Below are 14,275 nucleotides of genomic sequence, written 5' to 3' on the forward strand. Positions count from 1 at the left end.
GTCTCGTTCTGTCCCTTAATGAGGTGCGTATTATAGACGCTTTAAATAACTTGTCAAGAACTAAATTAGTTTATTTTTAAATTAATTTAGTGGGATGGTTTGGATCAAAGTAGTAAGCTACTTGTTTCATCCGCCTTCCCTCTCGACTGGGTGGCATTATACGCGCTTTCGATTCGGGGTCAAGCTTTGTTTTAGATATATTTTGATTTAGTTTGCTAAGGTATAAGCTTTTGTATAACTTTCAATGGGTTGGGGTGGAACTTCTTATTTTATATCTCTGATGCTCCTTATTAGCACCGCAATTTGCATCATTAGCTTTCGTTGTTGCTACCTGCTTATTGATGGAGGTTATGGTTATGAAGTCGTTGTTATGTCGCTTTTATTATGTCGTTTTTATATAGTTAGCTGATATTGATATATAGTCTATAAAGCATAACTTAGCACGCTATCCCTTACTATCTAGTGTTTATAGCTAGTTTTTGCTATAGTAAGCGCTTTTATAGCATGGCATGCTTGCTTTAGTCTTTAACCGTATTTAAAGGCTAGTTTGCGACGTTTACTGAGAAATGACCCCTTGTCATTGACCTTATAATAGCTATACCTATATAAGAAGCTAAATCAATAAGCGTATTAAGTGATGCCTAACCAATAAACAACAACGATAGCTCACAACATGTGAGTACAATTGATGCGGTCTGACGGTCATATGATTGATGGTTGCAATCATCACTGCTAAAGGACTTAAAAAGGTGAATAGATTATGGTAGCGATTACTTTACCCGATGGTAGCGTAAAAGAGTTTGAAGGCAACACCACGGTTATGGAAGTGGCGCAAAGTATTGGCGCCGGTCTTGCCAAAGCCACCGTTGCTGGACGAGTAGATGGTCATTTGGTAGACGCATCCGATCCTATCACCCATGACGCCAAAGTCGAGATTGTGACGCCAAGAGACGCTGATGGTGTCGATATTATTCGTCACTCGGCCGCGCATCTATTAGGTCATGCAGTCAAGCAGCTTTATCCTGATGTGAAGATGGTCATTGGCCCTGTGATCGAAGATGGCTTTTATTATGACATTTATAGTGAGACGCCTTTCACGCCTGAGCACATGGAGGCGATAGAAAAGCGCATGATGCAGTTGATAAAACAAGACTATGACGTCATAAAGAAGATAACCCCGCGCGATGAAGTGATCAAAATATTTGAAGAGCGTGGTGAGGACTATAAGCTTAAACTAATTAATGATATGCCAGGCGAAGAAGCTTTTGGTCTGTATCATCATCAAGAATACGTCGATATGTGCCGTGGTCCGCACGTGCCGAACACGCGTTTCTTAAAGGTATTTAAATTAACCAAAATGTCTGGCGCCTATTGGCGCGGTGATGCTAAGAATGAACAACTGCAGCGTATTTATGGCACGGCGTGGGCAGATAAAAAAGATTTAAAGGCTTATATTCAGCGTATTGAAGAAGCAGAAAAACGTGACCATCGTAAGATAGGTAAAGCACTTGATTTGTTCCATATGCAAGAGCAAGCGCCGGGCATGGTCTTTTGGCATGCCAATGGCTGGACGATTTACCAAGTACTTGAGCAGTACATGCGTAAAGTACAATACGATAATGGTTATGAAGAGATCAAAACGCCGCAAATCGTTGATCGTAGCTTGTGGGAGCGCTCTGGACACTGGGGTAATTACGCGACCAATATGTTTACCACTGCGAGTGAGAACCGTGATTATGCGGTGAAACCGATGAACTGCCCGTGCCACGTACAAGTATTCAATCAAGGGTTAAAGTCTTATCGTGACTTACCACTACGTATGGCGGAGTTTGGCTCCTGTCACCGTAATGAGCCGTCGGGGTCACTACATGGCTTGATGCGCGTACGCGGCTTTACCCAAGATGACGCGCATATTTTCTGTACGCAGGCGCAGATTCAACAGGAAGTTGCTGATTTTATCAAGCTCACTCTTGCCGTCTATGAAGACTTTGGTTTCGATAATATTATTATGAAGCTCTCGACTCGTCCTGAGAAACGTGTTGGTAATGATGAATCTTGGGACTTTGCTGAAAAAGCGCTGTCCGATGCGCTTGATAGTTCAGGTCTCGACTGGGAATATCTGCCGGGCGAAGGTGCTTTTTATGGTCCGAAAATTGAGTTCAGTCTAAAAGACTCACTTGGCCGAGTTTGGCAATGCGGTACCATTCAGGTCGATCCGAATATGCCTGAGCGCTTAGATGCCGAATTTGTCAATGAGCAAAACGAGCGCGAAACCCCTATTATGCTGCACCGTGCCATTCTTGGCTCGTTTGAGCGCTTTATCGGTATTTTGATCGAAAACTACGCGGGTTGGATGCCGGTATGGCTCGCCCCTCAGCAAGTAGCAGTGATGAACATCACCGATAAACAAGCCAATGCTTGCGAAAATGTGGTAAAAGCACTTAAAAACGCAGGTATTCGTGCTGTTAGTGACTTGCGTAACGAAAAGATTGGTTTTAAGATACGAGAGAAAACATTAGAACGTATTCCCTATATGCTAGTATTAGGGGATAAAGAAGTTGAATCGGGCAGTGTCAATGTCCGAACACGTGAAGGTGAGAATCTTGGCGTGATGAGTGTTGATGATTTTATAGCATTAGTACAGACCGCTGTCAGCAAAAAAGGCAGACAGACCCCAAAAACAGATGAGGAGTAATACCTATTAAACAGTCCAACCGTTTAAATATTAACGAAGATATTAACGTCAAAGAAGTCCGTCTCGTGAAAGAAGATGGCGAGCAGATGGGCGTTGTTGATATCGAAACTGCGCTAAATGCGGCGCGTGAAGATAATTTAGACTTAGTCGAATTGGTCCCAGATGCCAAGCCGCCCGTATGTAAGATTATGGATTATAAGCACTACCTCTATGATCAAAAACAAAAGGCAAAAGAGGCAAAGAAGAACCAAAAGCAGACTCAATTGAAAGAGATGAAACTGCGTCCGAGTACTGATGAAGCCGATTATCAGGTCAAACTGCGTAAAATCGTTAGCTTCTTAGAAGATCAGGATAAAGTTAAAGTCAGTATCCGCTTCCGTGGTCGTGAAATGGCACACCAAGAGCTTGGACGTGCACAGCTTGAGCGTATCATTGAAGACACTGCTGAGATCTCTAATGTCGAGCAGCATCCAAAAATGGAAGGTCGTCAGATGGGTATGCTACTAGGGCCTACTAGAAAAAAATAAGCCGATAGCGCCCCTCATTTTATAACGTTTTTGTATTTTTTGACCATCAATATGCGTACGTGTATTGGTGGTTTTTTGCTTTAAGGGCTTATCTTAGTAATAGTTTTTATTAAACTATAACCGAAATAATAAGCAAACCTGAGACCTTAAGTGTAAGATAAATAATCACTAAAACAAATTTAGAATAAAATTAAAATCGATATTCGCTTTAGACATTATAGGATATTTTATGCAACCACTTACCCCACCTGAAAACACCAATACGCCAAGTATCTCTTTGACGCCGCCTGAGCCCGTCAGAGAAGTGCAAAAAAGTGAAGCGGACCAAATGGTCACCCTTGACGAGAGTCAAATCCCAGAGCTTGACGCTAAAGTCGATGCTTTTGTTGATCATGTGCTCACTAACTCTGCTAATAGTCCTGAGTTTCAGCAAAACGTACAATCTATTCATAATCTAGGATCCAAAGAGATTCGTGAGTCCGCGCAAGTCTCCAATCGTATGCTCGACTTGCCGGCTAAGAGTCTCAATGATGGCTTATTTGATAACTCCCCTATTGCCAAATCACTCACTGAACTACGCGGAATTGTGGAGGACTTAGACCCGAGCAAAAAACAATTGACCAGCTCGCGTAAGCTATTTGGTATCATTCCATTCGGTAATAAAGTGCAAGACTATTTTCGCCAATATGAGTCCGCGCAGTCGCATATTAACGCCGTCGTCACAAGCCTTTATAATGGTAAAGATGAGCTGCTCAAAGACAACGCCACGATTGAGCAAGAAAAAGTCAATATGTGGGAGCTGATGCAGTCGATACGTCAGTATATCTATGTCGGCAAAAAAATCGATGAGCAGCTAGAACAAAAAATTCATGCGATAGAAGCGACTGACCCTGAAAAGGCACGTATCATTAAAGAAGAGATGCTGTTCTATGTGCGTCAAAAAAATACTGATTTTTTGACCCAGTTAGCGGTCAACGTACAAGGGTATCTAGCGCTCGATACCATTCGTAAGAATAACTTGGAGCTAATCAAAGGCGTCGATCGTGCAACGACGACGACAGTGTCAGCACTACGTACCGCAGTCGTGGTGGCGCAAGCGATGACTAATCAAAAACTGGTACTCGATCAAATCACCGCGCTCAATAAAACCACTAGTAGTCTTATCGAATCGACCTCAGAGATGCTCAAGCGTCAATCTGGTGAGATTCATGAGCAGGCAACTAGTAGCACTATTGAGCTTGATAAATTACAAAACGCCTTCAATAATGTCTATGATACGATGGATATGATTAGTAATTATAAGGTTGAGGCGCTTGAGAATATGAAGCAAACGGTCAATACTTTAACCAGTGAAGTCGATAAAGCGCAAAAATATCTCGACAAATCGAATCAAACGACAGTATTAGAAGTATCAAAAGAGCTGGATAGTAAAAAGATAACCGATGAATCTGGTATCGATATCTAAAAATGCATAATCTCAGTCACTGCTCAAATCTTTACTGTCGAAAACTCTTGATACGCTTATTAATTGAGCGTATCCCTATAGCTATCACACTTAACACAAACAATTGACGTAAGATATTGTCTGCTGGTTCGTGTTAAGATAGCCCCTATTAATAATTTTAAAAATAGATACGGTAATTTATGAGTTGGAATGATCCAAACGCCTCAAGTGAGGCACAACGCTATGACAACCCTATTCCCAGTCGCGAGCTGATTCTCAGCACGATTAGTGATAATAGCGATATTACGCACAAAGCATTAGCTAAAATCTTCGGTATCGAAGATCCTGACCAGTTCGATGCCCTAGGTAATCGTCTCAAAGCGATGGCACGTGATGGACAAGTGAATCGCGAAGGTCGTCCTTATCGTTATCGTCCCGTGACTCAGCATGATATTGTCACCGGTACGGTCTCAGCACACGCTAAAGGATTTGGTTTTGTGGTGCTCGACGACATGCCAGATCTTTTCTTGCATGAAAAGCAGATGCGCTGGGTCTTTAATGGCGATACTGTCGAGGCGGTAGGTACTTCTACTGATAATCGCGGTCGTACCGAAGGGCGTATTGTTGATGTCGTAGAGCGTCAACAAAATCAATTCATCGGAACGCTTGCAAAAGATGAAGACGGCTACTGCGTAGAATTAGGTAGTCCGAACAATCATCAACCTATTACTTTAGCAGATGACCACGTTGATGCTTTGGATGTTAAGCAAGGCGATCCGGTCAAAGTCGATATCATTGATTGGCCAAACCAGCATGAATTTGCTACGGGCAAAATCACTGAAGTGCTCAATGATGACAACGATCGTGAGCTTATTATTGAAACCACTTTACTCAATTATGATATTCCTCATGAGTTTAGCGAAGCCACTCTTCAGCAAGCAAACGACTATAAAGAGCCGACTGAAAAAGATACTAAAGGTCGGACTGACTTACGTGATTTGCCCTTAGTGACTATTGATGGTGAAGATGCTCGCGACTTTGATGATGCAGTATTCGCTGAAAAGCGCCCTGGCGGCAACTATCGGGTGCTGGTCGCTATTGCTGATGTCAGCCATTATGTGACACCAAACTCACCATTAGACCTCGAGGCTTATGAGCGCGGAACCTCCGTGTACTTCCCGCATCGCGTGATTCCGATGCTACCTGAGGTACTCTCAAACGGTCTATGTTCATTGAACCCTAATGTTGACCGCTTATGCATGGTCGCAGATATCAAGGTCTCGCGTGCCGGTAACGTGACGGGTTATGAGTTTTATCCAGCGGTGATGAATTCGCAAGCACGTCTGACCTATAACCAAGTCAACGATTATTTCGCTAACCCTAAAGATGACAGTGTTCCTAAGACACTAACGGGTAATAAAGCGGTTAAAAAATCCGTCGATACTTTGCATCAGCTCTATGACTTACTGCTGAAAAAGCGTGAAGAGCGTCATGCCATGGAGTTTGAGACCGTTGAGACTTATATTAAGTTCAATGAGAAAGGCGGTATTAAAGCTATCGTACCGCGTACGCGCGGCGATGCACACAAATTGATCGAAGAGTGTATGCTACTGGCAAATACCTGCGCGGCAAACTTCGCCTTAAAGCATGAGCTACCGGTACTGTACCGTAATCATGATAAGCCGGATCAAGAAAAATCCATGCGTATCCACGAATACGCCAAAAATTTTGGCCTCTCCTTTCCAGAAGAGAGCCCAACGCAAGCTGATTATCAGCGCCTGATTGAAGCGACCAAAGATCGTCCTGACGCGGTTAGCATTCATAGCATGTTACTGCGCTCAATGATGCAGGCCAATTACGCGCCTGATAACATTGGTCACTTTGGACTGGCGTATGATGAATACAGCCACTTTACTTCGCCGATTCGTCGCTATCCTGATCTAATGCTACATCGCGCAATCAAAGCCAAAGTAACTAAGACTCAGCAGCCGGTCATGGACTTTTCTTTAGATGGAGCAGGCACGCAAACCTCAGATACCGAACGCCGTGCTGAAAAGGCTTCGCGTTATGTCGAGTCATGGCTCAAGTGTCATTATATGAAAGATCATGTCGGTGAAGATTTCGATGGTGTGGTGACTAGTGTCACAAACTTTGGTCTGTTTGTGACTTTGTCTGATTTGTATATTGATGGTTTAGTGCATATCTCTAATGTTGGCGATGACTTCTTTGTCTACGACGAGCAGCAACAACAGCTTATCGGTAAGGACAAAGGTACGGTATTTGGTCTGGGCGACTCTGTGAAAATAAAAGTCGCTGGTGTCAACATGGACTTATTACAGATTGATTTTGACCTGATAGAAAAATTAAAATCGAGTCAGATGAACCAAACTAAGAAAGACGCTACTAAAAAGAGCTCTGCTAAAAAGACTAATGGCCGTAGCAACAGTAAGAGCAAAGGTAATAGCAAAAAAAGCTAATCTGCTTTTAGAATTGATAAACTTAGATACAAGTAAAAAGGCTAACTCGGAGTTAGCCTTTTTTTATGTCGTACCATGTCGCAAAATAAGTCTAGGGCGCGCTACTTTTATTAACGCTAATGGTATTATTGTGCGCGTTCTAAGTTTGACTCAAGCCGTTCTTTGTCTATCTGCTGCGCTTGTTCGATATCAGTTGTCACTTTATCGATGATGGCTTTTGGCTGTTGACCTAAAGGTTGGTTAGCAATATCTACTGGCTTATCAGTCTCGGCAGTACTCGTGTTCACAGTATTCTCGCCATAGCTTGCGGCTATTACAGGCTCATTTGTTGTGTTGGCAACGTCGGTCTCCGCTAAGCCTGGCTGATGATTGCTGCTATTAACAATATTAAAACCGATTAATGCGGCGATGCCTACTAATGCAAAGATAATCAAATGTTTGGCTTGCATAACTAATGTCTCGTGTATTTTAGGTCATAATAAAAAATATAAGAAACTCTGTCATAAAACTGTACTTACGCCCTACTCTTGCGGACTGTTACTATTTAATAGATCAGTTTCATCAGCATTTTCAGCGATTTCTTGCTCGACCTTTTCCATTAGTTTGGCATCGGGTCTTGCGTCGAGCACCTCATCCGCATTACGGCCTTGTAGGATATATTTAGCCCGCGCTTTTGCACGTTTTTTCTCTTCGTCGTCGAGGGATCTTGCTTCCTTGCTGTCGGCATCGATCTGTTTTGTAGGCTCTTCAGCAGTAGTTGGAGTTATCGTCAGATCAGTAGCGCCCTCTTGCTCTTTTGTGCTTTTGGTTTTTGGTATATATTCAAGCGCCTGCTCTAGCTTGTCATTGAAGCGTAGACGATAGATAGGCTCAGGTAAACTAAAGCCTTCGTTTTCAAGCGCATGCTTCGTTTCGCGAATGGCAATACTGCGAGCTTTGGCGAAATCTGTCTCGGATTGATTGACCCAAACCTGAAATTCAAGAATGATATTAGAATCGCCAACATTATTGATAACCGCAATAGCTTTTGGTTCATCTAGTACAAACGTCAGCTTACTGATAGCATCTAAACCGACCTTTATTGCTGCTAGTGGATCATCATTGGCATCCACGCCCAGCTCAAAGGTAAAACGCCGCTCGGGGTTTTTGGTGTAATTGAGAATCACTCCCTTAAACACTTCCGCGTTTGGGATACGTAGCTGATTGCCATCCAGAGTCATCAAAATCGTCGCCCGTGAGGTCAAGCGCACGACGATACCTTCTAAGTCATTAATCACCACCTGATCGCGCGCGCGAAAAGGTTGGCGAACACTAAGCATCAAGGAGGCAATATAATTCTCGATGGTATCTTTGACCGCAAAACCTACCGCAATACCAATGACCCCTGCCCCACCAAGTAGCGTGCCTAGGATAGTCTCAGCGCCGATTAAACTCAGTGCCAATATCAGACCAAAAATAATAAATATCACTTTTATGGTCTGCGATAGTAACTCTGCTACGAAGGGATTAGGGGTGACTCGCTGCCACATATTTGTGCGGTTAGATAGCCAACTGCCGAACCAAGCGACGATGGCAAAAATAACAATACCCACTAAAAGTAGCGGTAAGGCTTTGACTAGATTTCTGAGCTGATTTTTAAGACCTTGATAGACCGTACTGACATTATCCTGCACATCAAGCGTACGCTCTATCTTATCTTCAACAGTGACGACATCAGTAATACGATTGGTCAGATTAATCGCTTGTTGGGCTTTTTTTTCGTTGGCCGTTTCACCTGTGAGCGTTACCACTCCTTGAGTAACGCTGATACTGACCGCTTGCAGACCATCAATCTCAGAAAAAATACCTTGAATGCGTTGACGAATGTCGTTGTCTTTTTTGGGAGTAGGCTTAGTCTCAATCTCAGCGTTATTGGCACTCTCGCCCATGATAACAGGCGGCTTACTCTGGGTATCCGTAGTGCTACCATCGCTAGATTCACTCGCTTCGGCCTCGCTACTACCCCCTAAGGCTGTCGCCACCTCAGCAAGCTCAGCTTCAGCTGCATAGGCTGAGACACCAAATGCCATAACGCATACTAATAGTAATAGTTGTAAGCCACCTTTGAGCTTATCTGCTAATAAATGCTTATCATCTATGATCATAACTATCCTTAAGAAATTTTAAGTTTTATTAGCTTTAAGCTCTAATGCATCCTTACTGGTCCAAATAACGCTGAGCTTCGCCAAAATCTAGCGAGCCTTCATAAATCGCGCGTCCGGTAATGATACCTTCTAAGCAATCGCCATAGGGCTTGAGTAGCTCGATATCTTTCATATCGGTGACGCCGCCAGAAGCAATAACAGGAATACCACCTTCACGAGCTAGATTGACCGTCTGCTCGACATTGACGCCTTGCATCATGCCATCACGGGCAATATCGGTATAGACAATCGAGGAGACACCGACGTCAGCGAAGCGCTTGGCAAGCTCAGTGGCCTTGGTATCAGTGACATTCGCCCAGCCATGAGTAGCAACCATGCCGTCTTTGGCATCGATGCCAACGATGATATGACCAGGAAACTCGCGGCAAGCCTCAGTGACAAAGCTTGGATCTTCGACTGCCTTAGTACCGATAATAATATAAGTCAGACCGGCGCTGATATATTGCTCAATCGTATTTAGGGTACGTACACCGCCGCCTAACTGTATCGGCAGCTGTGGATAGGCTTTAGCGATATCTTCAACCACGCGCTTGTGCACAGGAACGCCATCGAAAGCACCATTTAAATCGACTAAGTGTAAGCGGCGAGCGCCTTCTTCTACCCAGCGTGTGGCCATAGCAACAGGATCGTCAGAAAAAACCGTATCGTCTTCCATACGGCCCTGTTTTAGGCGTACACATTTGCCATCTTTGAGATCAATAGCGGGAATAATTACTGGCGCAGCACACATAAAACACTCCTAATATAAAAATTAAACAAGGCTACAAAGTCTAGCTTACAAAGGTCGCTTTTATCTAACCAAAAGTATAAAGGCTTAAAGAAGGGCTCAACTACTCTTAGGGTAGTAAAACTGACTATAAAGTAAGTAACTGATAACTAGAAGTTTCCTAGTCTCAAAGCACTCACAATATTAAGTAAATTCAATTACTAACTGGCAATTTTAGGTCAATTTAGCGTATAATCCTAGGTATATTTGTATTTGTTTCTATTCAAAATCGTCCTATGTATATCCCCTACCTATAATTTTGCAAACTTAGTCAACAAGGCGTTTACTAAGTCGATTATTTGATTGGTAAGTTATATTAGGCAGTTATTGAATAACATAATACGGGCTTTACTCGTTTTAAGATTTTAATAAAAGGTATGAGAAGACTATTTTTTCAATCCCTGTTTTATACAGGCTGATTGAACCGAATACTCTTAGCATGCATCTTGGTAGCCAGTCGCCATTTTGGTAAGTCGAATAAGATATTGACGTGTTGTTAAGGAGTCTAAGGTCAGCGTTGATACTCTTGATAGTAGGGATAACCGAGCATAACTCACAAAGCATTTATCCGTTTTTGCCATAACGTTGGTAAAGGGACGCTTTGGTGAGTGACGCTTGTTTATACTACCGTTATACCATACAGGACGTCTGGTATCGTTTTAGACTATGGACTAAGTTTTCGCTTATGATTACCATCAAAAAAGGTTTGGATTTGCCCATCACCGGCGAACCCTCTCGCGAGATAACTGAGCACAGACCTGCACATGTGGCACTGATTGGCTACGATTATGTGGGCATGAAGCCTACTATGAACGTCAAAGAAGGTGACATTGTCGCTAAAGGTCAGCCCGTTTTTGAAGACAAAAAACGCGTTGGCGTCATTTATACTGCTCCTGCTGCTGGTAAAGTTATCGCCGTTAACCGCGGTGAACGCCGGGTGTTTGAAAGTCTGGTGATTGCCGTTGACCCTAATGGTGAGGAAGTAGAGTTTGACCGTTACGACTCTCAACAACTGGCCGATCTTGACTCCGAAATCGTTGAAAAGCAGCTATTTGCTTCTGGTGAATGGACTGCTTTTCGTACTCGCCCTTATAGCCGTGCGCCTGAGCTTGGCGCGCGTCCGCATGCCATTTTTGTCACTGCAATGGACACCAATCCTTTAGCTTTTGATCCTATGCTGTTGATCAACGAGGAGCTGCAAGCCTTCAACGATGGCTTAGCGGTACTGTCGACTTTGAGTCCTAAGACCTTTGTTTGTCATCATGCCGAGGCAAACTTACCCAAAGTTGCTAAAACCGCTAATGATAACGTCACTGAGTATCATAGCTTTGCAGGTAAGCATCCGGCAGGTTTGGCTGGCACGCATATTCACTTTTTGCATCCTATCATGCGCGGTGTTAGCGTCTGGACCATCGGTTATCAAGACGTCATAGCGCTTGGTAAGTTATTTACCACAGGTCGCTTATATACGCGCCGTATAGTGAGTTTGGCAGGTCCAGCAGTAACCAATCCACATCTTGTCGCAACCGAACGCGGCGCAGATCTGATGGCGTTGACTAAAGGGCAACTGACTGCAGGGGATAACCGTATTATCTCAGGTTCAGTGCTCTCTGGCCGCAAGTTATTTGCGAATGTTGCTTATCTTGGCCGCTTCCACGATCAAGTCAGCTCTTTGCCTGAAGGCTATGAGCGTCCTGCTTTTCACTTCTTTAGCCCAGGTGCAAACCGCTTCTCAAAGCTGCCGATTTATATCTCGCAGTTCTTTAAGAAGAAGTTTAACTTTACCACTTCTACGAATGGCTCACCGCGAGCGATGGTGCCGATCGGTATCTATGAAGAGGTCATGCCCCAAGACTATCTGCCTACGCAATTACTGCGCGCTTTGATTATCGAAGACATTATCACTGCAGTTGATTTGGGTGTACTCGAACTGGACGAAGAGGATGTGGCACTATGCACCTTCGTCTCTCCTGGTAAATATGAATACAGCGATATCTTGCGTGATAATTTGACTCGCATTGAGCTGGAGGGCTAACCACGATGAAATTTTTACACAATATGTTCGATCGTATGGAGCCGTCCTTCACTAAGGGTGGTAAACACGAGAAATATTACGCCATCTTTGAGATGTTCGATACGTTTTTGCGTCAGCCTGGCACAACGACCTTTACCTCCTCGCACGTGCGTGATGGTATCGATCTAAAGCGTATTATGATTACTGTTTGGCTATGTACCTTCCCAGCGATGTTCTTTGGAATGTATAACGTTGGCCACCAAGCGCTCACTGCTATCGCACAGCTCGGACTTGAGCCTGATGGCTGGCGTACTATTATTACCAATATGGCAGGCTATGATCCCAATAGTATTTGGGCCAGCTTCGTGTACGGGGCTATGCAGTTCTTGCCCATTTATATCGTCACCTTCGCGGTTGGTATTGCTTGCGAAATACTATTTGCGGTAATCCGTGGACACGAGGTCAACGAAGGCTTCTTTGTCACCTCAGTACTGTACGCGCTCATCATGCCGCCCGATATTCCTTTATGGCAAGTGGCCTTAGGTATTATCTTCGGTGTCGTCGTGGCGAAAGAAGTCTTCGGTGGTACTGGTAAGAACTTCTTAAACCCAGCGTTATCAGGCCGTGCTTTCTTATACTTTGCTTATCCCGCTTATATGTCAGGCGATTCGGTATGGACAGCAGTTGACGGTTTCTCTGGCGCAACGCCGCTAGGCTTAGCTGCTCTTGGTGTCACGCCCGATCAGTTCGTTGATGTCTATGGCCGCGCCATTACTTGGAGCGATGCGTTCTTTGGTAATATCCAAGGTAGTGTCGGTGAAGTCTCAACCTTAGCTATTTTGCTAGGTGCCGTGGTGCTACTGTGGGCGCGTATCGCCTCATGGCGTATTATGGCGGGCTGTGTGGTTGGTCTTATCGCCACCTCCTTAGTCTTTAATCTGATTGGCTCTGAAGACAACCTAATGATGAACATGCCTTTTTATTGGCATCTGGTCATTGGTGGCTTCGCTTTCGGTGCGGTGTTTATGGCAACCGATCCGGTCTCAGCAGCACATACCAACAAAGGCCGCTGGGCTTATGGTATTTTGATTGGCTTTATGACCATCTTGATTCGTGTCATCAACCCAGCCTTCCCAGAAGGCATCATGCTTGCCATCTTATTTGCTAACTTATTTGCGCCTCTGTTTGACTACTTTGTCACGCAAGCCAACATCAAGCGCCAAACAGCACGGAGGGTTCGTTATGTCCAAGCCCAAAAGTAATAATGCAAAAACCGTTAGCGTCGCGTTAACGCTATGCTTAGTCTGCTCAGTCTTAGTGTCAGCAGTAGCGGTCGGGCTCAAACCTGCTCAAATCGAAAATGCGCGCCTAGATCGTAATAAAAACATCTTAGTCGCGGCGGGCATGTATGACGCTGAGCAAGATACCGCTGATGATGTCGCTAATCGCTTTAAAGACTTCGATGTCGCAATCGTTGATCTGCAAGCTGGTAACTATCTAGATGACGATCAGCTCGTCGATGTCGGTATCCCTGACCGTAACGACTATGACGCTAGCCAAGCGACCAAAAATCAAGCATTAAGTAATGATTTAGGCGCTAATGATCCTGCCGGTATCGGCCGGGTACCTAAGTACGCCAAAGTCTACGTCAAAAATGACGACGCCGGTAATCCTGAAATGGTGGTACTGCCGATCCAAGGCTACGGTCTATGGGGCACAATTTATGGCTTCTTAACGCTTGAGAGCGATATGAATACCATCAAAGGTATCAGCTTTTATGAGCATAAAGAAACTCCGGGACTCGGCGCTCGTATCGAAGAGCCTGAGTGGCGCGCGAAATGGAGTGGTATTCACTCTTATGATGAAAACGGCGAAGTCGCGACTGGTGTCACCAAAGCAGGTAACCCAAAAGAAAACTGGGTAGACGGTATTAGTGGTGCGACATTAACGGGTCGCGGCGTTAGTAACATGATTCAGTTTTGGCTTGGCGAGCAAGGCTATAAGCCTTATCTAGACGCACTGCGTAAAGAGAGCGGTGCTACAATCGATAATGCTGAAGCACAAGCTAGCCAAGCAGACCTTGAGCAAGCCAAACAGACCATTGAACTGGCAGCAGCTCTACCACTAGCAAACGGCAAGGAGGCATAA

The 14,275-nt window shown here is 44.3% G+C and carries 10 protein-coding genes; 7 read left to right on the forward strand and 3 right to left on the reverse strand.

All coding sequences use genetic code 11. From position 1 onward, the window contains the following. Nucleotides 1-760: 760 nt before the first annotated feature. The 4 genes from thrS to rnr all read left to right on the forward strand — a co-directional run bounded on the left by thrS (nucleotide 761) and on the right by rnr (nucleotide 7,143). Complete coding sequence (gene thrS / locus ACS8E3_RS05140; RefSeq protein ID WP_439241942.1) at nucleotides 761-2,695, forward strand: threonine--tRNA ligase; 1,935 nt, start codon at nucleotides 761-763, stop codon at nucleotides 2,693-2,695. Between the two features lie 5 nt (nucleotides 2,696-2,700). Continuing rightward, nucleotides 2,701-3,222 carry a translation initiation factor IF-3 gene (gene infC / locus ACS8E3_RS05145; RefSeq protein ID WP_439242392.1) on the forward strand — a complete coding sequence of 174 codons (522 nt, stop codon included), beginning with the start codon at nucleotides 2,701-2,703 and terminating at the stop codon, nucleotides 3,220-3,222. Between the two features lie 229 nt (nucleotides 3,223-3,451). Continuing rightward, nucleotides 3,452-4,687 (forward strand): toxic anion resistance protein, encoded by a 1,236-nt coding sequence (locus ACS8E3_RS05150; RefSeq protein WP_439241944.1) that lies wholly within the window; start codon nucleotides 3,452-3,454, stop codon nucleotides 4,685-4,687. A 179-nt stretch (nucleotides 4,688-4,866) separates the two neighbouring features. Further along, on the forward strand, nucleotides 4,867-7,143 hold the full coding sequence (gene rnr / locus ACS8E3_RS05155; protein ID WP_439241946.1) for a ribonuclease R: 2,277 nt from the start codon (nucleotides 4,867-4,869) through the stop codon (nucleotides 7,141-7,143). A 125-nt stretch (nucleotides 7,144-7,268) separates the two neighbouring features. Here the strand turns inward: rnr and ACS8E3_RS05160 are convergent, their stop codons facing one another. The 3 genes from ACS8E3_RS05160 to hisA form a co-directional block, all read right to left on the reverse strand. Beyond that, nucleotides 7,269-7,592 carry a hypothetical protein gene (locus tag ACS8E3_RS05160; protein ID WP_439241948.1) on the reverse strand — a complete coding sequence of 108 codons (324 nt, stop codon included), beginning with the start codon at nucleotides 7,590-7,592 and terminating at the stop codon, nucleotides 7,269-7,271. A gap of 72 nt (nucleotides 7,593-7,664) precedes the next feature. Continuing rightward, nucleotides 7,665-9,287 (reverse strand): mechanosensitive ion channel domain-containing protein, encoded by a 1,623-nt coding sequence (locus tag ACS8E3_RS05165; RefSeq protein WP_439241949.1) that lies wholly within the window; start codon nucleotides 9,285-9,287, stop codon nucleotides 7,665-7,667. Between the two features lie 52 nt (nucleotides 9,288-9,339). After that, nucleotides 9,340-10,077 (reverse strand): 1-(5-phosphoribosyl)-5-[(5-phosphoribosylamino)methylideneamino]imidazole-4-carboxamide isomerase, encoded by a 738-nt coding sequence (gene hisA / locus ACS8E3_RS05170; protein ID WP_439241951.1) that lies wholly within the window; start codon nucleotides 10,075-10,077, stop codon nucleotides 9,340-9,342. A 721-nt stretch (nucleotides 10,078-10,798) separates the two neighbouring features. On the opposite strand from hisA, the gene ACS8E3_RS05175 reads away from it, so the two are divergent. The 3 genes from ACS8E3_RS05175 to ACS8E3_RS05185 are packed head-to-tail and all read left to right on the forward strand — an operon-like array spanning nucleotide 10,799 to nucleotide 14,275. Continuing rightward, on the forward strand, nucleotides 10,799-12,148 hold the full coding sequence (locus ACS8E3_RS05175; RefSeq protein WP_439241953.1) for a Na(+)-translocating NADH-quinone reductase subunit A: 1,350 nt from the start codon (nucleotides 10,799-10,801) through the stop codon (nucleotides 12,146-12,148). Between the two features lie 5 nt (nucleotides 12,149-12,153). Continuing rightward, entirely contained in the window at nucleotides 12,154-13,389 is a 1,236-nt protein-coding gene (locus ACS8E3_RS05180; RefSeq protein WP_439241955.1) for an NADH:ubiquinone reductase (Na(+)-transporting) subunit B, read from the forward strand. Beyond that, on the forward strand, nucleotides 13,370-14,275 hold the full coding sequence (locus ACS8E3_RS05185; protein ID WP_439241957.1) for a Na(+)-translocating NADH-quinone reductase subunit C: 906 nt from the start codon (nucleotides 13,370-13,372) through the stop codon (nucleotides 14,273-14,275). Before ACS8E3_RS05180 ends, ACS8E3_RS05185 begins: the two co-directional genes overlap by 20 nt.

Source organism: Psychrobacter sp. 2Y5, assembly GCF_051847375.1.
Taxonomy (GTDB): domain Bacteria; phylum Pseudomonadota; class Gammaproteobacteria; order Pseudomonadales; family Moraxellaceae; genus Psychrobacter.

Excerpts from the sequence above, each read along its gene's own strand:
- ACS8E3_RS05160 (WP_439241948.1), bottom strand. The coding sequence starts at position 7,592 with ATGCAAGCCAAACATTTGATTATCTTTGCATTAGTAGGCATCGCCGCA.
- ACS8E3_RS05150 (WP_439241944.1), top strand. The coding sequence starts at position 3,452 with ATGCAACCACTTACCCCACCTGAAAACACCAATACGCCAAGTATCTCT.
- rnr (WP_439241946.1), top strand. The coding sequence starts at position 4,867 with ATGAGTTGGAATGATCCAAACGCCTCAAGTGAGGCACAACGCTATGAC.
- hisA (WP_439241951.1), bottom strand. The coding sequence starts at position 10,077 with ATGTGTGCTGCGCCAGTAATTATTCCCGCTATTGATCTCAAAGATGGC.
- ACS8E3_RS05185 (WP_439241957.1), top strand. The coding sequence starts at position 13,370 with ATGTCCAAGCCCAAAAGTAATAATGCAAAAACCGTTAGCGTCGCGTTA.
- thrS (WP_439241942.1), top strand. The coding sequence starts at position 761 with ATGGTAGCGATTACTTTACCCGATGGTAGCGTAAAAGAGTTTGAAGGC.
- ACS8E3_RS05175 (WP_439241953.1), top strand. The coding sequence starts at position 10,799 with ATGATTACCATCAAAAAAGGTTTGGATTTGCCCATCACCGGCGAACCC.
- ACS8E3_RS05165 (WP_439241949.1), bottom strand. The coding sequence starts at position 9,287 with ATGATCATAGATGATAAGCATTTATTAGCAGATAAGCTCAAAGGTGGC.
- ACS8E3_RS05180 (WP_439241955.1), top strand. The coding sequence starts at position 12,154 with ATGAAATTTTTACACAATATGTTCGATCGTATGGAGCCGTCCTTCACT.